At 64.2% G+C, this 24,121-nt stretch carries 24 protein-coding genes and 2 pseudogenes; 8 read left to right on the plus strand and 18 right to left on the minus strand.

What is annotated here, in order from left to right:
• The 4 genes and pseudogenes from B4383_RS20615 to B4383_RS20630 all read right to left on the minus strand — a co-directional run.
• Positions 1-218 (minus strand): annotated as a pseudogene (locus B4383_RS20615) (hypothetical protein); the annotation flags it as partial.
• A 225-nt stretch (positions 219-443) separates the two neighbouring features.
• On the minus strand, positions 444-1,604 hold the full coding sequence (locus tag B4383_RS20620) for an acyl-CoA dehydrogenase family protein (RefSeq protein WP_078292992.1): 1,161 nt from the start codon (positions 1,602-1,604) through the stop codon (positions 444-446).
• The gene (locus B4383_RS20625; protein WP_286143913.1) at positions 1,601-3,559 is read right to left on the minus strand and encodes a biotin carboxylase N-terminal domain-containing protein; all 1,959 of its coding nucleotides are present in this window, start codon (positions 3,557-3,559) and stop codon (positions 1,601-1,603) included. Before B4383_RS20625 ends, B4383_RS20620 begins: the two co-directional genes overlap by 4 nt.
• A gap of 64 nt (positions 3,560-3,623) precedes the next feature.
• Positions 3,624-5,201: a carboxyl transferase domain-containing protein gene (locus B4383_RS20630; protein WP_078292990.1), complete on the minus strand. Its 1,578-nt coding sequence runs from the start codon at positions 5,199-5,201 to the stop codon at positions 3,624-3,626.
• Positions 5,202-5,304: 103 nt separating this feature from the next.
• Here B4383_RS20630 and B4383_RS20635 point away from each other — a divergent pair, with 103 nt between their 5' ends.
• Positions 5,305-5,907, plus strand: a complete 603-nt coding sequence (locus tag B4383_RS20635) for a TetR/AcrR family transcriptional regulator (protein WP_078292989.1) — start codon at positions 5,305-5,307, stop codon at positions 5,905-5,907.
• On the opposite strand, the gene B4383_RS20640 is transcribed toward B4383_RS20635, so the two are convergent.
• From B4383_RS20640 to B4383_RS20650, 3 genes are all read right to left on the minus strand, one after another.
• Positions 5,904-6,206: a metal-sensitive transcriptional regulator gene (locus B4383_RS20640; protein ID WP_078293068.1), complete on the minus strand. Its 303-nt coding sequence runs from the start codon at positions 6,204-6,206 to the stop codon at positions 5,904-5,906. The two genes, B4383_RS20635 and B4383_RS20640, sit on opposite strands and share 4 nt — an antisense overlap.
• Positions 6,207-6,211: 5 nt before the next feature.
• Complete coding sequence (locus B4383_RS20645) at positions 6,212-6,856, minus strand: DUF305 domain-containing protein (protein ID WP_078292988.1); 645 nt, start codon at positions 6,854-6,856, stop codon at positions 6,212-6,214.
• Positions 6,857-6,930: 74 nt separating this feature from the next.
• Positions 6,931-8,313 (minus strand): wax ester/triacylglycerol synthase family O-acyltransferase, encoded by a 1,383-nt coding sequence (locus B4383_RS20650; protein WP_078292987.1) that lies wholly within the window; start codon positions 8,311-8,313, stop codon positions 6,931-6,933.
• Positions 8,314-8,422: 109 nt separating this feature from the next.
• On the opposite strand from B4383_RS20650, the gene ilvD reads away from it, so the two are divergent.
• On the plus strand, positions 8,423-10,126 hold the full coding sequence (ilvD, locus tag B4383_RS20655) for a dihydroxy-acid dehydratase (RefSeq protein WP_078292986.1): 1,704 nt from the start codon (positions 8,423-8,425) through the stop codon (positions 10,124-10,126).
• 84 nt (positions 10,127-10,210) lie between these two features.
• Here the strand turns inward: ilvD and B4383_RS20660 are convergent, their stop codons facing one another.
• Positions 10,211-10,936, minus strand: a complete 726-nt coding sequence (locus B4383_RS20660) for a TetR/AcrR family transcriptional regulator (RefSeq protein WP_139360938.1) — start codon at positions 10,934-10,936, stop codon at positions 10,211-10,213.
• 86 nt (positions 10,937-11,022) lie between these two features.
• Here B4383_RS20660 and B4383_RS20665 point away from each other — a divergent pair, with 86 nt between their 5' ends.
• A complete protein-coding gene (locus tag B4383_RS20665) occupies positions 11,023-12,741 on the plus strand; it encodes an aldehyde dehydrogenase family protein (RefSeq protein ID WP_078292984.1) in 1,719 nt (572 codons plus the stop codon).
• Positions 12,742-12,745: 4 nt separating this feature from the next.
• Here B4383_RS20665 and B4383_RS20670 read toward each other — a convergent pair whose 3' ends face one another.
• The gene (locus B4383_RS20670) at positions 12,746-13,192 is read right to left on the minus strand and encodes a hypothetical protein (protein WP_078292983.1); all 447 of its coding nucleotides are present in this window, start codon (positions 13,190-13,192) and stop codon (positions 12,746-12,748) included.
• A 100-nt stretch (positions 13,193-13,292) separates the two neighbouring features.
• On the opposite strand from B4383_RS20670, the gene B4383_RS20675 reads away from it, so the two are divergent.
• Positions 13,293-13,937 (plus strand): O-methyltransferase, encoded by a 645-nt coding sequence (locus tag B4383_RS20675; RefSeq protein ID WP_078292982.1) that lies wholly within the window; start codon positions 13,293-13,295, stop codon positions 13,935-13,937.
• Here B4383_RS20675 and B4383_RS20680 read toward each other — a convergent pair.
• Both B4383_RS20680 and B4383_RS20685 read right to left on the minus strand, forming a co-directional pair.
• Positions 13,934-14,452, minus strand: coding sequence for a TIGR04338 family metallohydrolase (locus tag B4383_RS20680; RefSeq protein ID WP_139360939.1), 519 nt, complete (start codon positions 14,450-14,452; stop codon positions 13,934-13,936). The genes B4383_RS20675 and B4383_RS20680 overlap by 4 nt on opposite strands.
• Positions 14,437-15,189: a DUF2786 domain-containing protein gene (locus B4383_RS20685; protein WP_078293067.1), complete on the minus strand. Its 753-nt coding sequence runs from the start codon at positions 15,187-15,189 to the stop codon at positions 14,437-14,439. Before B4383_RS20685 ends, B4383_RS20680 begins: the two co-directional genes overlap by 16 nt.
• Before the next feature lie 116 nt (positions 15,190-15,305).
• On the opposite strand from B4383_RS20685, the gene B4383_RS26430 reads away from it, so the two are divergent.
• Entirely contained in the window at positions 15,306-15,707 is a 402-nt protein-coding gene (locus tag B4383_RS26430) for a hypothetical protein (RefSeq protein WP_139360940.1), read from the plus strand.
• Positions 15,708-15,743: 36 nt separating this feature from the next.
• A complete protein-coding gene (locus B4383_RS26435; RefSeq protein WP_139360941.1) occupies positions 15,744-16,238 on the plus strand; it encodes an oxygenase MpaB family protein in 495 nt (164 codons plus the stop codon).
• A gap of 14 nt (positions 16,239-16,252) precedes the next feature.
• On the opposite strand, the gene B4383_RS20695 is transcribed toward B4383_RS26435, so the two are convergent.
• On the minus strand, positions 16,253-17,071 hold the full coding sequence (locus tag B4383_RS20695) for an alpha/beta hydrolase (RefSeq protein WP_078293066.1): 819 nt from the start codon (positions 17,069-17,071) through the stop codon (positions 16,253-16,255).
• Between the two features lie 80 nt (positions 17,072-17,151).
• Here B4383_RS20695 and B4383_RS20700 point away from each other — a divergent pair, with 80 nt between their 5' ends.
• Positions 17,152-18,837 (plus strand): DUF3556 domain-containing protein, encoded by a 1,686-nt coding sequence (locus B4383_RS20700; protein WP_078292980.1) that lies wholly within the window; start codon positions 17,152-17,154, stop codon positions 18,835-18,837.
• A 40-nt stretch (positions 18,838-18,877) separates the two neighbouring features.
• Entirely contained in the window at positions 18,878-19,852 is a 975-nt protein-coding gene (locus B4383_RS20705; protein WP_078292979.1) for a sigma-70 family RNA polymerase sigma factor, read from the plus strand.
• Positions 19,853-19,907: 55 nt separating this feature from the next.
• On the opposite strand, the gene B4383_RS20710 is transcribed toward B4383_RS20705, so the two are convergent.
• The 6 genes and pseudogenes from B4383_RS20710 to B4383_RS26440 all read right to left on the minus strand — a co-directional run.
• Positions 19,908-21,392, minus strand: coding sequence for a M1 family metallopeptidase (locus tag B4383_RS20710; protein ID WP_078292978.1), 1,485 nt, complete (start codon positions 21,390-21,392; stop codon positions 19,908-19,910).
• Between the two features lie 74 nt (positions 21,393-21,466).
• The gene (locus B4383_RS20715) at positions 21,467-21,868 is read right to left on the minus strand and encodes a glyoxalase (RefSeq protein WP_078293065.1); all 402 of its coding nucleotides are present in this window, start codon (positions 21,866-21,868) and stop codon (positions 21,467-21,469) included.
• 70 nt (positions 21,869-21,938) lie between these two features.
• Entirely contained in the window at positions 21,939-22,625 is a 687-nt protein-coding gene (locus B4383_RS20720) for a hypothetical protein (RefSeq protein WP_286143912.1), read from the minus strand.
• Entirely contained in the window at positions 22,622-23,317 is a 696-nt protein-coding gene (locus B4383_RS20725; RefSeq protein ID WP_078292976.1) for a DUF3137 domain-containing protein, read from the minus strand. Before B4383_RS20725 ends, B4383_RS20720 begins: the two co-directional genes overlap by 4 nt.
• A complete protein-coding gene (locus B4383_RS20730; RefSeq protein ID WP_078292975.1) occupies positions 23,318-23,929 on the minus strand; it encodes a LemA family protein in 612 nt (203 codons plus the stop codon). It lies immediately after the preceding gene.
• A gap of 9 nt (positions 23,930-23,938) precedes the next feature.
• Positions 23,939-24,121: pseudogene (locus B4383_RS26440) on the minus strand (hypothetical protein); the annotation flags it as partial.

Raw genomic sequence — 24,121 nt, forward strand, 5'->3', positions numbered from 1 at the left:
CCCGGAGGGGGTGCATCGGGCGCGGGCGGCGGTGGCGGCAGTTCCCACGGCAGCGGCGGAGGTGGCGGAAGCTCACCGGGGGGCGCCGGTGCTTCGATGCCCGGATCACCGGGATCACCCGGTTCTGCGAGGGCAGGAATCACGCCGGCACCCAGCAGTCCTGCGACACAGACACCGCTGACGAGGGCGCGCCGGAACCAACGAGTTAAGACAAGCATGCTCACTCCTGTAGACACGACACATCCAGTGTGTCATAGGGTTCGTCGCCACCAGGCAACACGATGTTTCACCTGCTCGAGAAAACGACTCTTGACCAGGTCTTATCGCCGTTGATGAGAAAAGGTCACATTCATAACCCCGTGGGGGTACCTGAGGTGACACAGCACGCCGGGTGGCTGATGGGGATGCCCAGGTCACCCGCCCAGCTAAGCGCTCCCGACAGTTTACCGGCTCAGGGCCCGGGCGATGAGCATCAGCTGCACCTCGCTCGTCCCTTCGCCGATCTCCAGGATTTTGCTGTCGCGGTACTGGCGGGCGACCGGAGTCTCGTTCATGAACCCCGCTCCCCCGAAGATCTGAGTGGCATCCCGGGCGTTGTCCATGGCCGCTTCACTGGCGATTAGCTTGGCGATCGAGGCTTCGGTCTTGAACGGCTTGCCCGCCAGCAGCAACGCGGCAGCGTGGTAATAGGCCAGACGCGCGGTATGCGTGCGGGCCTGCATCCGGGCGATCTTGAACGACACCGACTGATAGTCGATGATCGCGCTGCCGAAGGCCGGGCGGCTGCGCGCATAGCGCAGGCTTTCGTCGACGCACCCCTGCGCGGCACCGGTCGCCAACGCCGCGATCGCGATTCGCCCCTCATCGAGAATGCGCAGAAATCCCGCGTACCCACGGCCACGTTCACCCAACAGGTTGTCGTGGGGCACCCGTACGTCGTCGAAGCTCAGAGGATGCGTATCCGAGGCATTCCAGCCCACCTTGTCGTATCCAGGTTCGACGGTGAATCCCGGTGTGCCCGCCGGTACGTGAATGACGGAGATCTCCGGCGATCCGTCCGCCGAACGTCCGGTCACTGCCGCGACGCCCACCACCGCCGTGATATCCGTCCCGGAGTTGGTGATAAATGCCTTGGAGCCGTTGATGATCCAGCTGCCATTGTCCTCAACGGCCCGGGTACGAATCGATCCGGGAATGTCGGTGCCACCTCCGGGTTCGGTCAAACCGAAGGCCGCCAACGATTGTCCGGAGGACAGTTCGGGAAGCCAGCGCTGCTTCTGCTCTTCGCTGCCAAATCGGTAGATCGGCATGGCGCCCAACGACACCGCCGCCTCAAGGGTGATGGCCACGCTCTGGTCCACCCGGGCCAGCTCCTCCAACGTCAGGCATAGTGCGAAGTAGTCGCCGCCCATGCCGCCGTACTCCTCCGGGAACGGCAGACCGAACAACCCCATGTCACCCATCTGCGCGACCACCGCATACGGGAAGGTCTTGGTGGCGTCGTGGTGTGCGGCAACCGGCGCCACCACCGAATGAGCGAATTCCTCAACGGTTTTGCGCAGCGATTCGTACTCGTCCGGCAGCTCCGCGGTGCTGAATGTCATGCTCTTCCCTCCTCGGGGTCGATGGTCGGGTGGATGGTGGCCAAGAGTTGGTCGACCGCCACCTGGTCGCCGACAGCCACCGAAACGGCGACTGTTCCGGCTATCGGTGCGCGCAAGGTGTGTTCCATCTTCATGGCCTCGATTACGACAACCGGGGCATCGCGTTCGACGACGGTGCCTGTGCTCACCGACACCACCCGGACGACTCCGGGCATAGAGCTACGGATCTCGCCGTCCTCGTCCTCACCGTCGTGGTGCCGCAGCCGTGGTTCGGGTGCGATATCCGCGTGCCAGGTCCCGTCCTGGGTTGCGATCCACGCCGCGGCACCGGTCTGTACCGCATCCGCACGGTACAGCTGACCGGCGAACTCGACGCTCACATGTCCTGTCGTGCAATGAGCTCTGGCCGGTGTCGGCTCGCCGTCTCCGATGCCGACTTTGGCCGTCGGGTCGCCCCAGAGCCGAACCAGTTCGGCAGACTCCCCGATCCGGAGCCGATACGAACGCGCCGCATGTTCACCGATACGCCACCCGGACTTGCTGTTCCACAATGTTCCGGTGCCGGATTTGCCGTCCAACAAGGCCGAAGCGGCCAACCACACCCAGGACGGTACGGCCGGAGGGTGGTAATCGGAGGCTATCTTGTCGAGCAGCGCCGTATCGATATCTCCCGAAAGCACAACAGGGTTCGTAACCAGCGCGCGCAAGAAGTCGATGTTGGTGCCCACCCCGAGTATCCGAGTCTCGGCCAGAGCCAGGTCGGCTTCGGCAAGCGCGGTCTCGCGGTCGGCCGCATGCGCGATGACCTTGGCCAGCATCGGATCGAACCGAGAACCCACCACCGATCCCGTCGTCAATGCTGTGTCCGTACGTGCGCTGCCCGAAAACCTTGCCAGTGCAACCGTTCCACCGGTCGGCAGGAACTCACGGGCCGGGTCCTCCGCATACACCCGCGCCTCGATGGCATGGCCGGTCAACGAGATCTGCTCTTGCGTCAACGGGAGCCGTTGTCCGTCCGCGACCAGGAGCTGCCACCGCACCAGGTCGACACCGGTCACCATCTCGGTGACCGGATGTTCCACCTGCAGCCGAGTGTTCATCTCCATGAAGTAGTAGGACTCAGGACTGTCGCTGTCCAGGATGAACTCGACCGTCCCGGCACCGAAATATCCGACACTGCGCGCGATCTGGCATGCGGTCTGCCCCATCGCGGCCCGTAGTTCCGGCGTCAGCAGTGGTGACGGCGCCTCTTCGATGACCTTCTGGTGCCGGCGTTGCAGACTGCATTCGCGCTCGCCCAGGTGCACCACATTGCCGTGGGTGTCCCCGAAGATCTGAACCTCAATATGTCTGGGGCGGGCCAGGTAGCGCTCGATCAGCAAGGTGTCGTCGCCAAAGATCGCGGTGGCCTCGCGCCGGGAGGCGACGAGCGCATCGGGCACCTGACTCAGGTCCTGCACCACCCGCATGCCCTTGCCGCCGCCACCCGCGGACGGCTTGATGATCAGCGGGGTACCGATCTTCTCTGCCGCGGCGACCAGCTCGGCATCCGAGAGGGCGCCCACGCTGCCCGGCACGACCGGCTCGCCGGCCGCGGCAACCGTGTCCTTGGCCCTGATCTTGTCGCCCATCGCATCCATGGCTTCGGCAGGCGGTCCGATGAAGACGATGCCCGCCGACTGACATGCGCGGACGAAATCGGCGTTTTCCGAGACGAATCCGTACCCGGGGTGAATGGCGTCGGCACCGGCCTGTTTGGCAGCGCTGATGATCGCATCGATATCGAGATAGCCTGCGGAATCCGCACCGAGGCCCACCGCGGCGTCACAGGCAGCGAGGTGGTCGGTGTCCGCATCGGTATAGATCGCGATGGAGCGAATTCCCATGGCTCGCAGTGTTGATGCGATGCGGACCGCGATCTCGCCGCGGTTGGCGATAAGTACTGAACGAATCACTGACTGCACCTTCTGTTCTTCGCGCAAGCGGCCCCCGCAAGCGGGAGGTACCCCCACATCACCGTCACATCCTGAAGACGCCGTAGGAAACCGGTTCCAGCGGTGCGTTGGCGCAGATGCCCAGCGCCAGTCCGAGCACCGTTCGGGTGTCGGCGGGGTCGATGACCCCGTCATCCCATAGGCGTGCCGTCGAGTAGTACGGATTGCCTTGCCGTTCATACTGTTCACGTATCGGCGCCTTGAACGCTTCCTGCTCGTCCTCCGTGAACTCCTTGCCCGATGCCGCGCCTTGATCAGCGCGCACCGTGGCGAGTACCGAGGCAGCCTGTTCGCCACCCATCACCGAGATACGGGCGTTCGGCCACATCCAGAGGAATCGCGGCGAGTACGCCCGCCCACACATCGAGTAGTTGCCGGCCCCGTAGGAGCCCCCGATCACCACGGTCAGCTTGGGCACCCGCGCACACGCCACCGCGGTGACCATCTTTGCCCCATGTTTAGCGATACCGGCAGCCTCGTAATCGCGGCCCACCATGAACCCGGAGATGTTCTGCAAGAACACCAGCGGGATACATCGCTGATCGCAGAGCTCGATGAAATGAGCTGCCTTCATAGCACTTTCGGCGAACAGCACGCCATTGTTCGCGATGATCCCGACCGGGTGTCCGTGCAGCCGCGCAGTTCCCGTCACCACCGACTTTCCGTACTCCGCCTTGAACTCGGTGAAGGTGCCGCCGTCGACCAACCTGACGATCACTTCGTGCACGTCATACGGAATGCGCGGATCGGTGGACACCACGTCATACAGCGTGTTCGGGTCCCGTTCCGGGGCAATCGTTTCAACAACCGGCCACGGCGCCTCCACCCTGGGCGCCAGCGTCGACACGATGCGACGCACGATCCGCAGAGCATCCTTGTCGTCGGAAGCCAGGTGGTCGGTCACCCCCGAGGTACGCGAATGCAGGTCGCCGCCGCCGAGCTCCTCGGCGGTCACCACCTCGCCGGTGGCAGCCTTCACGAGCGGCGGACCACCCAGGAAGATCGTGCCCTGTTTGCGCACGATAACGGCCTCGTCGCTCATCGCCGGCACATACGCGCCGCCCGCGGTGCAACTGCCCAGCACGGCGGCGATTTGCGGAATTCCCTTGGCGCTCATTGTGGCCTGGTTGTAGAAGATCCGGCCGAAGTGCTCGCGGTCCGGGAACACCTCGTCTTGCTTCGGCAGGAAGGCGCCACCGGAGTCGACCAAATAGATGCAGGGCAGCCGGTTCTGCAGCGCGACTTCCTGGGCGCGCAAATGCTTCTTCACCGTCATCGGGTAATAGGTGCCGCCCTTGACCGTCGCGTCATTAGCCGCAATAACGCATTCACGCCCCGAGACGCGGCCGATACCGGCGATCATGCTCGCCCCGGGAGCGTCATCGTCGTACATGCCGTTGGCCGCCAGCGCAGATAGTTCCAGGAACGGGCTGCCCGGATCGAGGAGCGCCTCGACACGATCGCGCGGCAGGAGCTTGCCCCGGTCCACATGTCGCTGCCGGGACTGTTCGGTGCCCCCGAGCGCCGCATGCGCGAGCCGCTCCCGCAGCTCGGCGACGAGCCGGGAGTGCTCAGCCCTGTTCTGCTCACCCACCAGAGTCATACCCAGCTCCGAAGTCTTGAAATTTCAGTTAATGAAGATTAACTTGTTTTAAGATAATCTTCATTAACTGATTTGTCTAGACCGCACCGCCCGAGAAGGTTTGATGACCAACCTGATACCCGAGTCGGCAACTCCGAATAAGCGCGAACGCGCCAAGGCGGATCGCCGGGATCAGCTGCTGACTGCCGCGGCCCGGCTGCTGGCCATGCGCGGATACGCACGAGTGCGATTGGAAGATCTCGGCTCGGCCGTCGGGATCAGCGGCCCAGCGATCTACCGGCACTTCCCGAACAAGGAAGCGCTGCTCGTGGACCTGCTCACCGATATCAGCCGCCGGCTTCTGGAAGGTGGGACGGCCGTCGTGGAAGGGGCGGCAACGGCACCTCAAGCGCTATCGGGTCTCATCGATTTCCACCTCGACTTCGCGCTCAGCGAGAGCGATCTCATCCGGGTACAAGACCGCGACCTTGACTCGCTACCGGAGAGCGCGCGTCGTCAGGTACGCCAATATCAGCGCCGCTACGTTGAAGCCTGGGTGCAGCTGCTCTGCCAGGTCGATCCCGACCTCGACGAATCGGACGCTCGGATCAAGGCACACGCCGCCTTTGGTCTGCTGAACTCCACGCCCTACAGCGCCGGTCGATCAGCGCCGGCACAGACGCGGGCGGTGTTGCGGCAGATGGTGGTCGCCGCACTGGGCTCCTAGCTGCGTACCAGCCGGGCGATCGCCGCTGAGGCCTCTGCCAGCTTCTCCTCGGCGTCGGCACCGCCGTCGGCAACGGCATTGGAGACGCAATGACCCAGGTGCTCGTCGAGTAGTCCGAGTGCAACCGACCGCAACGCGCTCTGCGCGGCGCTGATCTGCGTCAGCACGTCGATGCAGTACTTGTCCTCATCGATCATCTTGGCGATACCGCGTACCTGCCCCTCGATGCGCAGGAGCCGCTTGGCGTAGTCATCCTTTTTCAGCGAGTAACCGTGTCCGGTCGAAGTCTTGGTGGTCATGTTCATTATCCCTTGAGAAGGCCTTGCATCGTGTCGATCTCAGGCTGCTGATTATCGATGATCTGTTGCGCCAACTGCTTTGCCGAAGGGTACTGGCCCCCGGAGAGTTCCGCATTCGACATGGCGACGGCGCCCTGGTGGTGAGCGATCATCGACTGCAGCCACAGCTGGTCGAAGACCTCGCCATTGAGGGTCTTCATCCGGTCCAACACCGGCGTGTCCACCATGCCAGGCATGTGCCCCGCGGGGTCATGTCCCTCGGGCATGAGGGGCTGGCCCCAGTTCTTGAGCCACTCGGTGAAGGTGTCGATCTCGGGCTGCTGCGCGGTCTCGATGTTATTCGCCAGCTCCAACACCGCCGGGTTGGCGGTGCGTCCCTCTGTCAACTTGGACATCTCGATGGCCTGCTGGTGATGCATGATCATCTGCTGAGCGAACGTCACATCAGCATCGTTGTGATCGGACGCCGGAGCCGTCGCGGGGTTGGTATCGAGTGTCGTCGTCATCCCCGACATTCCGGAATGTCCCGAATGCTCAGGCTTCGTCTCGCTCCCGTTTTTCGAGCCCGTATTTCCCGAGCTACACGCTGACAGAATCAGCACCGCAGCAGCAGCGCCGGCAAGGATCGCAGTCCGAGTTCGGTTTCGCATGCCACTATCGTAGCCCAGATACCCCCGTAGGGTACAAGGTCCTGGCGGGGCATACCCCTCGCGGGTACAGCGCCCTAGGCGACCGACTCCTCCAGCTGCGTCAATGCCTCCTCCAGGTGCGTGAGGATGCGCTGCAGATGCGGCACACTCGTGCGGCATCCGGTTAGCCCGAAATGCATCGATGACCCGCTGCTGGTGCAGGTGATGTTCAACGCCACGCCGTCGATCGGAATGGACGCCGGGTAGCAGCCGTCCATCTCGAACCCGTTCCAGAACATGTCGGTACGCGGGCCGGGGACATTAGAAATGATCACGTTGAACGCAGGAGCGGCGCGGTCCACCAGACCCGGGACGGCACCGGTCAGCGCCGGAGCACCGTTGAGCGCACCGACCAGCATCCTCTGCAAGGGTGTCATCTCCGAGAGCACTGACTTGGCAGCCTGCACTGAGTCCCGGATCGCGCTGAACCGCTCCAGCGGATCCGGCTTGTCGGTCGCCAGGTTGGCCAGCAGCGCGGTGATCGAGTTCCCCGCGTTCTGGTCCCCCTCGGCCCGGATCGACACCGGGCACATGGCGATGAGCGGTTTGGCGGGAAGCGCGTTCTGTTCTTCCAGATACGTGCGCAACGCACCCGAGCACATGGCCAGCACCACGTCGTTCACGGTGCCGCCTAGCGCTTTGCCAGCCTCCTTGATCCTCGTCATCGACCAGGTTTGCGCTGCGAATCGCCGCGCGCCTCCTATCGAGACATTCAGCATCGTGTGCGGTGCCGACAGCGGCCGGACAAGCTGCGGGTCCGACAACGCGTGGCGTCCGTACTTGAGCAGACCGGGCGGAATGGACACAACCTGTCGCACCGCGCCGGCCGCACCCCTGACCAGATCCAGCGCCGAGGTGTTCGTGGTGCTCACGATGCTGCTCTTGGCGCGCCGCTTGGCCGGGGCCCACACGGCCTGACAATCGCGCGCATCGGGATCATCGGAGAGCGAACGCATCATCATCCGCAGCGCGCCGACACCATCGATCACCGCATGGTGCATCTTGGTGTAGACGGCCAAACGTCCATCCGAAAGCCCTTCCACCACATGCATTTCCCACAATGGACGGTGCCTGTCCAGCGGGGAGCTATGCCAGCGGGAGGTGACGGTCAACAGTTCACGCACCCGGGCCGGGCGGGGAAGTGCCGAGCGGCGCACGTGGTACTCCCAGTCGACCTCGTCGTCGATGATCCAGGTGATGTTGCCCATCACGGCCAGCGGTTGCCCGGGTCGTTTGCGGAAGTCCGACGACACCTCGGTGGTGGACATCAGCTGTTCGTAGAACACCTCGGCGTAGTCCGGGCCCACGTCAGCAGGCGGTTTGAACAGCTGAAGGCCGCCGACATGGAAGGGATGCTCACGCGTCTCGCCGATGAGGAACATCGAGTCGCTGACCGGCATAAATGGCATGGCGGCCATGCTGCCACTTTGCTCGGCTTCCGGAGGCGGAATCCGCGGCGATGAGCTGCTGGCGCGAAGAGCGAATCCCCTTTGACCGGCTAAGTAGCCACCGGGGATACTTAGGCCCATGTCAGCCCACGACGCACCCGATATCAAGCCGCGTAGTCGCGACGTCACCGATGGTCTGGAGAAGACCGCCGCCCGTGGAATGCTGCGCGCGGTAGGCATGGGTGACGACGACTGGGTCAAGCCGCAGATCGGCGTCGGTTCGTCGTGGAACGAGATCACCCCGTGCAACATGTCCCTGCAGCGCCTGGCCCAGTCGGTCAAGGCGGGCGTGCATGCCGCCGGCGGATACCCCCTCGAATTCGGCACCATCTCGGTGTCCGACGGCATCTCGATGGGCCATGAGGGCATGCACTTCTCGCTGGTGTCCCGCGAGGTGATCGCCGACAGCGTCGAGACCGTGATGCAGGCGGAACGGCTCGACGGGTCCGTGCTGCTGGCCGGATGCGATAAATCGATCCCCGGAATGCTCATGGCCGCAGCGCGTTTGGATCTGGCCTCGGTGTTCTTCTACAACGGGTCGATCATGCCCGGCAAGGCCAGGCTGACCGACGGCACCGAGAAGGAAGTCACCATCATCGACGCCTTCGAGGCCGTCGGCGCCTGCGCACGCGGGCTGATGTCGCGCGCGGACGTCGACATCATCGAGCGTGCCATCTGTCCGGGTGAGGGTGCGTGCGGCGGCATGTACACCGCCAACACCATGGCCAGTGCCGCCGAGGCCCTCGGCATGTCATTGCCGGGCAGCGCCTCTCCTGTTGCGATCGATAAGCGGCGCGAAGAGTACGCACGCAAGTCCGGAGAGGCCGTGGTGGAGATGCTGCGCCGCGGAATCACCGCGCGCGACATCCTGACCAAGGAGGCCTTCGAGAACGCCATCGCCGTGGTGATGGCGTTCGGCGGGTCCACCAACGCGGTGCTGCACCTGCTCGCCATCGCCAAGGAGGCCGAGGTCGACCTGACGCTGGCCGACTTCACGCGCATCGGCAACAAGGTTCCCCACCTGGCCGACGTGAAACCCTTTGGACGCCATGTGATGAAGGACGTTGATGAAATCGGCGGGGTGCCGGTGGTGATGCGGGCTCTGCTGGATGCCGGGCTGCTGCACGGCGACTGCCTCACGGTCACCGGCCAGACCATGGCGGAGAACCTCGCACATATCGCACCGCCGGATCCGGACGGCAAGGTGCTGCGCGCCATGAACAACCCCATCCATCCGACGGGTGGCATCACCATCTTGCACGGCTCACTGGCACCGGAGGGTGCCGTGGTGAAGTCGGCCGGCTTTGAGTCGGACGTGTTCGAAGGCACCGCACGGGTTTTCGAGCGGGAGCGGGCCGCACTCGATGCCCTCGAGGATGGCACCATCACCCACGGCGATGTCGTCGTCATCCGCTACGAGGGCCCCAAGGGCGGCCCCGGTATGCGCGAGATGCTGGCCATCACCGGCGCCATCAAGGGTGCCGGCCTGGGCAAGGACGTGCTGCTGATGACCGATGGTCGCTTCTCCGGCGGCACCACCGGTCTGTGCGTTGGGCACATCGCGCCGGAGGCCGTTGATGGCGGGCCGATCGCGTTCGTCAAAGACGGTGACCGCATCCGGCTCGATGTCTCCAACGGCAAGCTGGACCTGCTTGTCGACGAGGCTGAAATCGAGAAGCGCCGTGAGGGATTCGAGCCGCTGCCACCGCGGTACAAGACTGGAGTGCTGGCCAAGTACACCAAGCTGGTGCAGTCGGCGGCCGTCGGAGCCGTCTGCGGCTAGACCTTCCGGCCTCTCCCGGGCGCCAGCTCGTCGTCCTGCTGAGCCTATGACGCCAACATCCCATGGCCGAGGTAAATCTTCCGGCTAAGGGAGGCGTGCGGGATCGCGATAACGCTGCGCGTTCCGTGCGATTTCCCCGGGCTCCGGAAGCGGCTCCTGACTATCGAGGTAGACGCCCCCCGCGCGCAGGTTGTCTTCGACGATGAGCCAAATCCGCCGGACCAGACTCTCGATCAACCGCTCTTGGGAGACCTCCCCGGGCTGGTCAAGCCAGTAACTCACCGAGGTCTCGGCCATTCCGACGATGCCCATCGCCAGGAGCTCGGTATCGGTATCGATCCCAAACGCCTCGAGGTAGACAGCGAACACCCGCGAAAGATGCTGTCCCGTCGACATTTTGATATCAGCGATAGCGTCGGGTGTGTCCGATCCCTCCGAGAGCGAGCAGCGCGCCAGGTACCGATACAGGTTGCGGTGCCCGACCAGAAAACGCACGTACGCACCGATACCCGCGTCGATGATCTGTGCCATCGAACCGAGCGGCTGCCATACGGGCTCAAGCTCGGCGATGATCATGTCACTGGCCCGCTGAGCGACGGCACGCTGCAAGTCCGCCGCGTCGCTGAAATGCCGATAGAGCTTTGTTCGGGTGACCCCGACGTACACCGCGATCTGCTCCGTGGACGTCTGCGGTCCGTGCTCGGCAATGGCGGCCAGGGCGGCCTCGACGAACTCGGCCCGGCGCCGTTCGCGCTGGCCATCCCACCTGCCAGCGGGGAGTTCTTGGCTGTCGGGCTGCACGAAGCTCACTCTAGCAATGGGGTGGTACGTCACGTACCATGTGACCCACCGAACACATCACTATCCGACTTCGATTAGAGCGCGAGCTGAATTCCATGACCGACGTACAGATCGAATCCCCCGTCGACCAGGCACTAGAGGACTTGGCCGAAGGCGAAAAGGCTTGGGCCGAAACCTCGTTGGCCGATCGTTTGCAACTGTTGGCGGATACTCGCCAGCGCGTGATCGACAACGCCCAGCAATGGGTGCACGCCGCGGCATTCCAGATCAAGAAGCTCGATCCGGAATCCCCGCTGGTCGGCGAGGAGTGGATCTCGGGCCCGTACGCCGTCGCGGGGGCCATCGCCGCCCTGATCGCCAGTCTGGAGCAGCTCCAAGCCGGGCACAGCCCGCTTCGCGACGCCAAGTTCGGTGTCACCCCCGGTGGACGTACGACGGTTTCGGTGTTGCCGCTCAACATCTTCGACAGCCTGCTGCTGTCGGGATTCAGTGCCGAGCTATGGCTGCAGCCCGGCGTCGATCAGGCCGAGGCCCTGCGCACCGCGGGCCTGGCGCAACGCGATCCCAGCCACACCCACGGTGTCGGCGCCGTGCTCGGTGCCGGCAACATCACCTCGATCGCGCCCCTGGACACCCTGTATGAGCTGTTCGCCAACAACCGTGTGGTCGCACTGAAGCTCAATCCCATCACCGACCCGCTGTTGCCGGTGTTCACCCAGGTGCTGCAGCCCTTCATCGCGATCGGCGCGGTGCGGATTCTGACCGGTGGAGCCGATGTCGGTACCTACCTGGTGCACCACCAGCTGGTCGATCACGTCCACATGACCGGCAGCTCGGTCACCCACGACGCGATCGTGTTCGGCACCGGTGACGAGGGCGCACAACGCAAGGCCGCCAACCAGCCGGTCCTGGACAAGGCCATCACCAGCGAGCTCGGCGGCGTTTCGCCGACCATTGTGGTGCCCGGCACGTGGAGCTCATCCGATATCGAGTTCCAGACCCGCCACATCGCCACCCAGCGGTTGCACAACAACGGTTACAACTGCATCGCGTCGCAGGTCGTGGTGCTCTCCAAGGCATGGCCACAGCGCGAGGAGTTCCTCGCCGCGCTGCGCAAGGCCGTCGACGAGGCACCGCCCCGGCCCGCCTACTACCCCGGTTCGGACGCCCGGGTGACCGGTGCACAACAGTCCTACCCCAATGCCGAGCGCCTCGGCCAGAACGGCGCACGAGTGCTCGTCGTCGACCCCGACGATCGCACGGCCCTGCTGCGTACCGAGTACTTCGGGCCGGTCCTCGGCGTCATCGAACTCGACGTCGCCAATGACCCGGATGGAGCCCTCTTCGTTCAGGAGGCGGCCCGGGTCGCCAATGATGAATTCGTCGGAACCCTCGGCGTGAACGTCCTCGCGCATCCCGACACCATCAAGGCGCTCGGATCGGATTTCGACACCCTGGTCGAAAACCTGCGGTACGGCACCGTGGCCATCAACGCCTGGACCGGCGTGGGCTACCTGACCCCCTCCGCCACCTGGGGCGCGTTCCCCGGCCACGTCCTGAACGACGTACAGAGCGGCATCGGCGTCGTGCACAACGGTTTCCTCGTCGAAAAGCCGGAACGCACCGTGGTACGCGGCCCCTTCCGGCCGTTCCCGCGGTCTTTTGCACATGGAGAATGGGCACTGTCCCCGAAGCCACCGTGGTTCGTGAGCAATGCGACAGCGGCGGGCACCGGCGAGTTGCTCGTCGACTTCGCCAGTAAGCCCAGCCTGCTGAAGGTGCCGAAGATCTTCATTTCCGCACTCCGCGGCTGAGAATTTACGACGGCCACCTAATGGTGGTCGTCGGGGTAAATATCCGTGTGGGACTGATCCGCGGGGACGTAGGCGCAGGGAATCGCCATGGTGCGGGCCGGCGGGGCGGCACGTAGGTGAAAATGTCGATGAAGTACGCGATTCCACCGACGAGGCTGGCCAGACCGCACACCAGCAAGATCAAATCCCACGGATCGAATGTCGCTGTGCCCGGATCCGCGGCCATGTACACGTACACCACGCGGATAAACATGATGATCAGCGAGGCTCCGCCGATCACGGCGAGAATCGAGAAACACGTGTACACGAGGGCCTTGTGGTGGGAGCCGCCTGCGTAGGCGACGGCGTTGCCCCAGCGACTGGCCATAAGTGCGCCCAAGCCGAGTATGGCGGGGACACTCACCCCGACGACGATCTTCCCGAGCACATCGCGATAGTCGACAAGCGCCATTACCGACTCCTTCGGCCGCGACGACAGCGGGTTAGGAGTTAATACCACGAGGCTCGCCCCCGCGACTCAAAATCCAGGAAACGGGCGTACCCTCACGGAAGTGACTCTCTCCCAATCAGTGTGGACCGACACCGACGACTACCTGGAGCGCACCGTCACCACCGACGCGGCCGAGCTGGACCACATCCGGCAGGCGCAGCAGGAAGGCGGCCTACCCGATATCGCGGTATCCGCCGCGCAGGGCAAGTTCCTGTACCTGTTGGCGACGATTGCCAAGGCCGGCCGGGTGCTGGAAATCGGCACGCTCGGCGGATACAGCACCGCATGGCTCGCCAAGGCGGTCGGCCCTGACGGCGCGGTGGTGACGCTGGAGTTCGATCCCAAACACGCCTCCGTCGCGCGGGCAAGTCTGGAGCGCGCCGGACTCGCCGAACGGGTGGAGGTCCTGGTGGGCCCAGCGCTCGATTCGCTGCCCTCGGTCGAGGGGCCATTCGATCTGGTGTTCATCGATGCCGACAAATCCAACAACCCGAGCTATCTCGATTGGGCACTGCGGCTCACCCGGCCCGGATCAGTCATCGTGGTGGACAACGTGATTCGCTGGATTGCGGAAGAAGGCACGAACGCCGAAGGGACTCGCCAGGCTTTGGAGCGGCTGGGCTCTGATCCACGTCTAGATGCCACCGCGCTGCAGACGGTGGGTGTCAAGGGCTGGGACGGGCTGGCAATCGCCGTCGTGCGCTAGCGCACACCCTCGCGCGCATACACGGTGCGCAGGACGAACTCCACCTCCGGCCCCATGGCCAGCCCCGCCAGCTCGGCATAGAGCGTTACGAACCCGTGCCCGTGCGCTGGGCCGTCCTGGGGGCACAGGTGGTGCGCCAGCTCGTGCAGGATCACCAGTTCCCGCATGGCCCAGGCGCTCCCGTTGCGATCGTCGGGAACTGCGATGGCCGCCCGGTCTCCGTCGCGCTCGTAATGCGCAGCCGTCGCGCCGCGACGGGCACGCACCGTGACGGGTCCGGCGGTCCATCTACTCGCCACGAGGGCCAGCACGTCATCGACATAACGCTGCACCGATTCCACCGACGCGAAGCGCGCCTCGGGCGGGAGCGTCAACCTGGTGCCGAAGAAATCGATATCGCGCTGACTGTGAGTCGCCGCCCGCTCGAACATGGTGCGCACGAACTCCTCGGCCGCGTAGACCTTGGCGCGCTGAGAATCACGTGGCCGTGGCTGATCGCTCAGTTCTGCTCCAATGCGCCACGGGCACCAGCCAATTCGGAGCTGCTGCCAAGCCTGGCCCGCCGCCCGGCACGATCACCCGCGCGACGGGCGTGCGAGGAGTAACCGGCCTGCGCACTCACCGCGCGCCACCGCCCGCGTGCCGTCGAGGTGCCCTTATAGAAATCACGCAGCTCGATGTCCTTGTCACGCAGCACCAGTTCGGTTCCCGTGCCGCGCTTCTCGGTCTTCACCGCCTCGGCGCGCGCCTCCTGCCGGGCATCGGAGAGCCGCTGCCCCACCCGCGTGCCGAACGCCAGCTGGAAGTTCAGACGGGCCGTAATGGTCGGGGTGGGCCGGTGCGCGCCGGAACCGATGTAAGTGTCCGAGGCCCTGACCATCTGGACCACCAGGCTGGCGTAGAGCGCGTGGACGGCGTCGATGTCCTCGGCGAAACCGTAGGCATACACATACGTCGAGTTGGACGCGACATCGCACGTGACGTCGTTGGCGCCGGCGATCAACGCGAACAGGTTGACGTAGGTCCGCAGGCCGCGGGTGCCCGCCTCGCCGATGGTGATGGTGCGCTGGGTGGGCCGCGCCTGCGCGTCTCGCTTGGCCGAGTGCGCCCGGGCGACCGCCAGGTCGATCGAGGTCGCGGTGGCCAGTCGCTGTGCCGCCGCCATGAAGGCCTCGGCCTCGTGCGCGTTGTCGGTGCCCTCGGCCTGACGGAGCAGAGCGGCGATCCGCGAGAGCTGCTTGTCCTCTGTCACGAAGGCCAGGTTAGGCGAGCCGGGCGACATACCGCGGCAGCAAGCATCCCCCGCACTTCTGACAACCATGGTTGTCAAGTCGTTCGGGGTTGTGTTTCGAAAGCCACACACAAGACATGGGGAGAAGTGGAGGCCGCGCGACCCTTCAGGAAAATGCCGTACTGCCCGCGGCATACGCGGAGAATCTCGCGAACCCGGCGTCGGCGCACACGGGCGTGCGGAACGCTCTCCGCCGCTGGACGGGGTTCGATCTCACCCCGTCCGACGAGCTGGTGCGCCAATACGGGGCAGGTCTGTGGATAACCGATCCGGTCGCCGAACGCTTCGTGGATGAGGTCAACTACGGGCAGATCGGCCCGGCAGGCGGCCGAGCGCTCCTTGACCACGCCCTCAGCGAGGGAATCGGCGCCGTCGAGGACGCGCCCGAATCGATGCGGGCGTTGTTCGCCGAGTTCGACACGCTGCCCCCATGGGCCGATCCGGAGCTCATCGAGGCCGGGGCGGCGGTGGGGCTATGACTGTGGGCCGTCGGTTATCTCACGACTCGATCGGAAATGGTTGCGGCCCTGTACTTTTGTCGATACCTGGGCTATCTGCTCGGGGTGCGGTGCGATGACATCTACCCCAAGACGGTCGCCGACGCGGTACGGATTCTGCATCACTTCGACGCCACCCGCGTCTATGACGGTGGGGACGCCTCACGTGAGCTCGTGGAGTCGTTCGTTCCGTCGTTCACGCCGAGCCCCGGCTCATCACCAGCCAATCGCCTCCGGGGACTGTTCCACCCGCAACTGCAGGCAGGTTTCACGAGACTGTTCATGCTGCCGTGGAACCGCAGGCTCTATCGGATCCCCATCGGCTGGCTCGGCACCGCTGCACTTGTCGCTCGTGCCCCGTTTATCGCCGGGACAGAACTCGCCCGCCACGTTGTCCCCGCCGTAGACCGCCGCTGGCAGGACGGCAAGACGCGGCGCTGGGAACACTGGATCGACTGGCAGTCGGATGCGCACACCCATGACTTCCGCGATCTGTCACAGATGCGCAGATAGCGGCCGCTGTCCCGTCAGAGGCGCGCGTCGATCCAGGACACCACCTCGTCGAGCACGAGTTCCTTATCGAACTCGTTGAAGATCTCGTGGTAGAGGCCATTCCAGATCTTCAGCGTCGCGTCGGGTGCCGCTTCGGAGAGCCACACGCTGCCTTCGGGCGCCGTCAGACGGTCGTCTTCGCCGTGCATCGTCAGCACCGGACGCTTCAGGCCGGCGGCACGCTGGCGCATCGTCTTTCCCACACCCAACAGTGCCCGGCCGATCCCCGCTGGCACCCGGCCGTGATGGACCAACGGGTCCGCGTTGTACGCGGCGATGATCGCCGGATCGTGAGAGATCGCGTTGACATCGAGCTTCTGCACCGGCAGCCCGGGCATCAGCCGTCCCACCACCGGGGCCACCAGTGTCAGCACATACGGCAATCCCACCTGCGCGGCGATCGCGGGCCCGGACAGCACCATCAGGTCATAGCGGTCCTGGTGGTCCACTCCGTAGGCGAAGACAATCCCACCGCCCATGCTGTGTCCCAGCACGATGCGCTTCAGGCCGGGGTACTCGCGTGCCGCGATATCGACCAGGGTGCCGAAGTCGTCGGTGTACTCCGAGATGTCCCTGACGTACACGCGCTTGCCACCAGAACGGCCATGGCCGCGGTGATCCAGGGCGTACACCAGGTACCCGGCGTCGTTGAACCGCCGCGCGACATGGTCGTACCGACGCGCGTGCTCGCCGAAACCATGCGAGAGCACGACGACGGCACGCGGCGGCCCCTCCGGCGTCCAGGTGTCGTAGACGATCCGCACGTTATCGGCGCCGTCGAAGGCGCGCTGCACCCGAGATCCGCTCACCCCGGAAACTCTACGGAACTGCCGAACCGGCCATCATCAACTAGAACACGTTCTAGTGTGGGTGCATGGGATTCCTCAAGCCCACACTGCCCGTCGTCGATGTCGCCGCATGGAGCAAGGGCACCCGTGCACAGAAGATACGCCCGATGGCCCGGCACTGGGCCGAGGTGGGCTTCGGCACTCCCGTCGCCTTGCATCTCTTCTACGTACTCAAGATCGGCCTGTACATCCTGGGCGGGTGGCTGTCCGCCATGGTGACCACCCAGGGAATTGACGAATGGGCAGATTTCTCCGCGCCCATCGTCTTCCAGAAGGTGGTGCTCTACACCATGCTGTTCGAGGTCATCGGCCTCGGCTGCGGTTTCGGGCCGCTCAACAACAGGTTCTTCCCCCCGCTGGGGTCAATCTTGTACTGGTTGCGCCCCAACACTATTCGATTGCCTCCCTGGCCGCGCATCCCGCTCACTAAGGGCTCCGCACGCACCCCCGTCGACATCGCGCTCTACGCGGCACTCCTGGCGATTCTGTTGGTCGCGTTGTTCTCGCAGCCCGCCGCGACGGGGCTGTTACCCACCTGGCAGGCGGCCACCATCCTCGGGTTGCTGACCATCGCCGGCCTGCGCGACAAGGTGATCTTCCTGGCCGCCCGTGGCGAGGTGTACGGCGCTCTCACCGTAACGTTTCTTTTCGCCGGGGCTGACATGATCGTCGCCGCCAAGCTTATCTTCGTCGTCATCTGGATGGGGGCAGCGACCTCAAAGCTCAACCACCACTTCCCCTTTGTCATCTCGACCATGATGTCCAACAACCCGCTCATCCGCGCCAAGCGGATGAAGCGGGCATTCTTCGAGAAGTTCCCCAATGATCTACGCCCCGGACGGCTCTCCCGCTTTGTCGCGCATGTGAGCACCGCCATCGAGATGCTGGTGCCGATCGCATTGTTCTTCAGCCATGGCGGCTGGGTCACCACCATCGCAGCCGTCGTTATGGTCTGCTTCCATCTGGGCATCCTGACCGCCATTCCGATGGGTGTACCGCTGGAATGGAATGTGTTCATGATCTTCGGTGTGCTGTCGCTGTTCGTCGCGCACGCGAACATCGGCCTCAACGACCTCCGGCACCCCGTGCCCGTGCTGCTCCTATTCGCCGTCAGCGCCGGTGTGGTTGCCGCAGGAAACCTGTTGCCCCACAAGATTTCCTTCCTGCCGGGTATGCGGTACTACGCCGGAAACTGGGACACCACGCTGTGGTGCATCAAACCATCCGCCAGCGCGAAAATCGACAAGGGCATCGTCGCGATCGCCAGCATGCCGCAAGCGCAGATGGAGCGCTTCTACGGCACCGAACAGGCTCCCCTGCTCATGTACATCGGCTATGCGTTCCGCGCCATGAACACCCACGGTCGGGCCATGTTCACGCTCGCGCACCGCGCCATGGCGGGACAGAACGAGGACGAGTACGTCATCACCGACGGCGAACGGATCTGCAGCACCGCCATCGGCTGGAACTTCGGCGACGGGCACATGCACAACGAGCAGCTGATCGCCGCGATGCAGGAACGCTGCCAGTTCGAACCCGGCGAGGTGCGCATCGTGCTGCTCGACGCCCAGCCCATCCATCGTCAAACCCAGCAATACCGCCTCGTGGACGCTGCCACTGGCGAGTTCGAAACCGGCTACGTCCGAGTGGCCGATATGGTCAGCCGCCAGCCCTGGGACGACGAGCTGCCCGTGCACGTCAACACCCGCTAACCACCTGACAGGTGTCGGTGGACGGGACTATCCTCGCGCCGTGACGGCACAAGCCATCGAGGATGAATTTCTTTCGCACACCGAACAATATCGGCGTGAGATCCTGGCCCATTGCTACCGGATGACGGGGTCCATCCACGATGCCGAAGACCTGGTGCAGGAGACTTACCTGCGCGGATGGAAGGCGTACGACCGGTTCGAGGGCAAGTCGTCGCTGCGCACCTGGCTGTACCGGATCGCCACCAACACCTGTCTGACGGCGCTCGAGGGCAAGCAGCGCCGTCCACTGCCGACCGGGCTGGGAGCGCCCAGCGCCAACCCGCTCGATGAGTTGGACGAACGCGCCGAGATCCCGTGGCTGGAGCCGCTGCCCGACGACGCCACGGACCCGGCCAGCATCGTGGGATCACGGGAGTCGGTGCGCCTGGCTTTTGTCGCCGCCTTGCAGCACCTACCCGCCAAGCAGCGCGCGGTGCTGGTGCTGCGCGAGGTACTGCAGTGGAAGGCCCAAGAGGTCGCCGAGGCCATCGGCTCCACCACCGCCGCTGTGAACAGCCTGTTGCAGCGCGCCCGAGCGCAGCTGCAGGAGGTGTCGCCGCAAGAAGACAACCTGCTGGAGCCAGAGGACCCGATGCTGCGCGAGCAGCTCCGCCAGTACATCAACGCTTTCGAGCGCTACGACGTTGACGCCATCGCGAAAATGTTTACCACCGAGGCGATTTGGGAGATGCCTCCGTTCACCGGTTGGTATCAGGGCGGACAGAGCATCGGCGCGCTCATCAAGGAACAATGCCCCGCCGAGCATGCCGGCGATATGCGCCTCATCGAAACGTCCGCCAATGGTCAGCCGGCGATCGGCCTCTATATGCGCGAGGGCGACGGGGTGCACCGCCCGTTTCAGATGCACGTCTTGGACGTCACCCAAGACGGCGTGGCCCATGTGGTGTGCTTCTTCGATATCTCGCTGTTCGAGAAGTTCGGTCTGCCAAGCGAAATCACCGACCTCGAAACCTAGGTTGTGGCGGATTCGTCTCGCATTTTCGCGCCACAACCTCGGTCTCGACGCAGGACTACCGCGGCGCGAGACTCCCCGGGAACAGATACTGGTCCGAGGGCCTGGTCACGCTGTGGAACCAGGCGGTGAAGAATCCGGACAAGTCGTTACCGGCAACCTTCTGCACATACGCCTCGAACTGCGGCCAGGTGGCGTTACCCCACCGATGCGCTGAGGGCCACGATCGCAGGATCTCCAGGAATGCCTTGTCCCCGATGGTGCGTCGCAGCGCGTGCAGCGCCAGCGGACCCTTGCCATACACACCCAGCGGATTGAAGACCTCGTCGGCGCTGCATTCGACGTCACCCGGGCACATGTCGTAGAGCAGGTTCCCCCAGACCTTGTCCTCATCCCAGATCTTCTCCACCGTCTTGCGGTAATGCTCGTCGATGGACTTGCCTTCCTTTTCCTCCGACCACATCCACGGCAGATAGGAGGCGAAGCACTCGTTGAGGCAGATATCGCGCCACTGCTCGACCGACACCAGATCGCCGTACCACTCGTGCGTGTTTTCGTGCACGATCGTCGACAGGCGGCCTGGCTCTTCGGTGTCGCGGCTGAAGGTGTAATAGGGACGCGTCTGAGTTTCCAAGGCGCTAAAGGCGATGTCCTCGCGGATCGGATCGGCGAAGATGCCTCCGGCCGCCACGTGCGGGTACTTCCCGAGCTTGGATTCCAGGAACGTGAGTATCTCCGGCAGGCGTGCCTCGGAATCCCCCGAACCGGCCTCGGGCGCAAAAGCACTCACCACGGGGGTGCCGCTGGACAGCGTAGACCGGAACACCGAGAAGTGATCCACGGCAAACGGAACGAGATACATGGCAACGGGATTCGGCTCATTCCAGGTGGTGGTGGTCCAGCCGCCCAACTCGGTGGCCTTGCCTTCCCGGCCGCCTGCCACGGCGGTCCATGAGGACGGAACGGTCGCCGTGAGCTTGAACGGGGCCTTGTTCACCGGGGTGTTGTTCGACGGGTACCAGTTCTCGGCTCCGTCGGGCTCGCCGCCCTTGGCGTACCCGCCGCTGGTACTGCGGACCCAGCCGGGCAGCGCACCGAGGTCGCGCTGCTGCGCCTCTTGCTGCTCGTTGAACGCGTAGGTGATCGTGGTGGTGAAGGAGCTTCCGGCGCGAATGCCCTTTTCCGGGGTGACGGTCATTTCGTGCTCGCCGCTGAATTCGGTGGCGGCCGGCCGGCCGTCCACGGATGCCGCCACAGTGCCCAGATCCGAGTAGTCCAGATTGAAGCTGGACAGGTTCTGGGTAGCAGCAGCCCGGATCACCATCGTGCCGTTCACGTCGGTGCTCTCAGGCTCGAACCGCAGCGTCAGGTCGTACTGGGTGACGCGATAGCCGCCGTTGCCATCCTGCGGAAAGTAACTGTCAATGCCGTTGGGTGATCCGGGCGTGAAGGTATCGGTGGCGTATGCGGGCGCCGCGGCGACGCCGCCACCGACGACGAGCACCGCGACAGCGGCAGGGATCCCGAGAATCCTGTGTGTCATGTGAGCCTTACGTAGAGCGGGCCCCTGTGACCCTCACGAGCGACTCTACGTAAGGCGGCACCGATCGTGCGGAGCTACTGCAGGTGAGCCGGATCCATCCAGCTGACCTCCCACACGTGTCCGTCCAGGTCACGAAACGAGCGTCCGTACATGAAGCCAAGCTCCTGTGCCGGCATCCAATCCACCCCGCCCGCGGCCAGCGCCGCATCGATCAGCTCATCCACCCCGTCCCGGCTGTCAGCCGAAACACACAGCAACACTTCGCGATTCTTTGAGGTGTCGGCAATGTCGTCGGCGATGAAGCCGCGGAAACGATCCTCCTCCAGCATCATCACCCAGCTCTGCTCGTTGACCGCCATGCAGAGGGTGTTCTCGTCACAGAACTGGTCGTTGAAGGAGAAGCCCAGGTGATCGAAGAACTTGCGGCTTGCCGCGGCATTGGCGATGGGAATGTTGACGAACAGCATGCGGGACATCGAGGCTCCTCGGTGCATGACGGCGGCATCTCCACCGTTCACCTGTATCGACAACCCGGTGTCCGGAAACTCATCGGTGGCCCCACACGAAGGCAGGCACGGTGGCCAAAGTGTCCGATAAGAATCGCAGTCTATCCGCGATCAGATCCGGCCCCAGATCCTCGAACTGCCACGTCCATAGCCACGCTCCGTCGAACCGTAACGGAAGTTCGGCATACCGCGGATCCTTCAGCATTCGCTCCATGTTCTGGGGGTTCAGCACGTCGTAGGCGAATCGAACGTCCTGTGCCACAACCCGAAAACGACGGTTGAAGTCATCCGATTCAAAAGTGATATCGCCGAGGGCTCTGGTCAGCATGTTCTCGGGGCAGATCTGTAACCATGGCAGCGTTGCGGGCATCACAAGAGCCACCACCGCGGTCCTTTTGACCTCGTTCTCCCCGTCCGCGGCGATCCGTTCGGCCTTGGAGTACGCCTCGAACGCCACGAAGGGCCTGCCCTCATACTGGCCGCGCACCACGTTGCAGGCACCGGGGAACGGCACGGCAATGACCGAGTTCGTATACCCGACCTGGCGCAGCACACTGTCATCCTCGGCAACGACGTGCCAGCCCTGGCCTGCCGCATGCGCGGCCAACGGAGAACTGGCCAGGTTCTTCCTGCGAAAGAGCCTGTAAGCGAGCAGGCCCAGCCCCAGTAACGGCCACACGACGACGAAGGCGGCACCGGCGTAGGCACCCATGTCTCCCCAGCTCATCGCCGATCCCATGCGTACTCCGGAACGCCGCGCAGGAGATCGATCAGATATCGGACATGTGGCTCTACCCACTCGGGTCGCAACGCTTCCCATCTCCACGTAAACAGGTTGGAATTGTCGAATCTCATAGGGAGCTGGAACCGCCGGTCAGTGAGCATACGGTGCATCGTGCTGGGATTCAGTACGTCGTAGGCGAAACGGTCGTTGTTGGTGCGGATGTGAAAACGCCGGTTGAAATCCTCCGACTCCAGCTTGAGGTCCCCGAGACCGATCGCATCCATGAGGCCGCCCAACGCTCCTTCCGACGTAACCAGCAACATGCTCGGTGACGGCGGTGTCCGAATGCAGCTCACCATCGCAGTGTGCGTCGTCTCCGTGTTGTCCGACGAGTTGCCCGTCCGGTAGGTGTAGGTAAACGACACGAAGGGCACCCCCTCGATTGCCCCGCGGATAACATCGGTGGCGGATCTGCTGTGCCCCACACCAAATGGTGCACACGCCGAAAGCCCGACCAGGCCTGGTTCGCTTTCGGCAGAACTCCATCCGCGACTGGATGCGAACGCCCACAGCCGTGCCAACCGTCGCCGGTGGTTCCGCCGGGCAGTCTGGAACAGCCAGATGCCCAGCACCGCCAATCCCCCGACAATGGCAGCGACAGTGCCGAGGCTCAGCAGGCCGAACAGCGTGCTCATCTACTGCTGCGGTGGCGGATTCAGGCGGTCAAAGGCTCCACGGATGTTCGGCACCGGCCGCGCCCCCGGATCGTCCAACTCGAAGTACTCGGCCTCGGTGAACCCGAACCACTTCGCGACAATGTTCGACGGCACCGTCTGCACCTTGGTGTTGAGAGCGCGCACATTCCCGTTGTAGAAGCGCCGGCCGGCCGCGATGCGGTCTTCGGTGTTGGCGAGCTCGCTCTGCAGCGCTACGAAGTTCTGAATCGACTGCAGCTGTGGGTAGCTCTCGGCGATGGCGAAGAACCTCCCCAACGCTCCGGAGAGCTGCTGCTCGGCCTGAGCCTGCGCCGCGACGCCCTGATGCGTGGTGGCCGCGTCGCGGGCAAGGTTGCGCGCGGCGGTCACCTGCTGCAGCGTGTCCCGCTCGAACTGCGCTGCCGCGCTCGCGGTTTCGATGAGGTTGGGAATGAGGTCATGACGCCGCTGCAGTTCGACGTCAATCTGTTTCCACGCCTCCTGGACCAGATTACGGATTCGGACGAATCCGTTGTACGTGGTCAGGAGCCATAGTCCGATTATCAGCGCGAAGAACACCGCGACGACGATCACGATCAGAACTGGGGTCATTTTCTTCTCCTAGTGTCGTTCCCACGCATACGCCGGGACGGATTCGACGGTATCGATCAGGTATTGCACCTCACGGGCGATCCTCTGCTCGTCGAGCTTGCCGCGACGCCAGGTCAGCAGTCTCCCGTTCTCGAATCGCAAGGGCTGCGAATACCTTTGGTCATCCAACATTCGTTCCATGGTCCGCGGATT

It is taken from the genome of Mycobacterium sp. D16R24, assembly GCF_002013385.1.
Classification (GTDB): Bacteria; Actinomycetota; Actinomycetes; order Mycobacteriales; family Mycobacteriaceae; genus Mycobacterium.

Bases quoted from the DNA above. Each gene is read 5' to 3' on its own strand.
- B4383_RS20670 (WP_078292983.1), bottom strand. From the start codon at position 13,192: ATGGCGCTTGTCGACTATCGCGATGTGCTCGGGAAGATCGTCGTCGGG.
- B4383_RS26430 (WP_139360940.1), top strand. From the start codon at position 15,306: ATGGGGAGAAGTGGAGGCCGCGCGACCCTTCAGGAAAATGCCGTACTG.
- B4383_RS20620 (WP_078292992.1), bottom strand. From the start codon at position 1,604: ATGACATTCAGCACCGCGGAGCTGCCGGACGAGTACGAATCGCTGCGC.
- B4383_RS20640 (WP_078293068.1), bottom strand. From the start codon at position 6,206: ATGACCACCAAGACTTCGACCGGACACGGTTACTCGCTGAAAAAGGAT.
- B4383_RS20650 (WP_078292987.1), bottom strand. From the start codon at position 8,313: ATGGCCGCCATGCCATTTATGCCGGTCAGCGACTCGATGTTCCTCATC.
- B4383_RS20700 (WP_078292980.1), top strand. From the start codon at position 17,152: ATGGGATTCCTCAAGCCCACACTGCCCGTCGTCGATGTCGCCGCATGG.
- B4383_RS20665 (WP_078292984.1), top strand. From the start codon at position 11,023: ATGACCGACGTACAGATCGAATCCCCCGTCGACCAGGCACTAGAGGAC.
- B4383_RS20715 (WP_078293065.1), bottom strand. From the start codon at position 21,868: ATGTCCCGCATGCTGTTCGTCAACATTCCCATCGCCAATGCCGCGGCA.
- B4383_RS20710 (WP_078292978.1), bottom strand. From the start codon at position 21,392: ATGACACACAGGATTCTCGGGATCCCTGCCGCTGTCGCGGTGCTCGTC.
- B4383_RS20730 (WP_078292975.1), bottom strand. From the start codon at position 23,929: ATGACCCCAGTTCTGATCGTGATCGTCGTCGCGGTGTTCTTCGCGCTG.
- ilvD (WP_078292986.1), top strand. From the start codon at position 8,423: ATGTCAGCCCACGACGCACCCGATATCAAGCCGCGTAGTCGCGACGTC.
- B4383_RS20630 (WP_078292990.1), bottom strand. From the start codon at position 5,201: ATGACTCTGGTGGGTGAGCAGAACAGGGCTGAGCACTCCCGGCTCGTC.
- B4383_RS26435 (WP_139360941.1), top strand. From the start codon at position 15,744: ATGGTTGCGGCCCTGTACTTTTGTCGATACCTGGGCTATCTGCTCGGG.
- B4383_RS20720 (WP_286143912.1), bottom strand. From the start codon at position 22,625: ATGAGCTGGGGAGACATGGGTGCCTACGCCGGTGCCGCCTTCGTCGTC.
- B4383_RS20645 (WP_078292988.1), bottom strand. From the start codon at position 6,856: ATGCGAAACCGAACTCGGACTGCGATCCTTGCCGGCGCTGCTGCTGCG.
- B4383_RS20725 (WP_078292976.1), bottom strand. From the start codon at position 23,317: ATGAGCACGCTGTTCGGCCTGCTGAGCCTCGGCACTGTCGCTGCCATT.
- B4383_RS20635 (WP_078292989.1), top strand. From the start codon at position 5,305: ATGACCAACCTGATACCCGAGTCGGCAACTCCGAATAAGCGCGAACGC.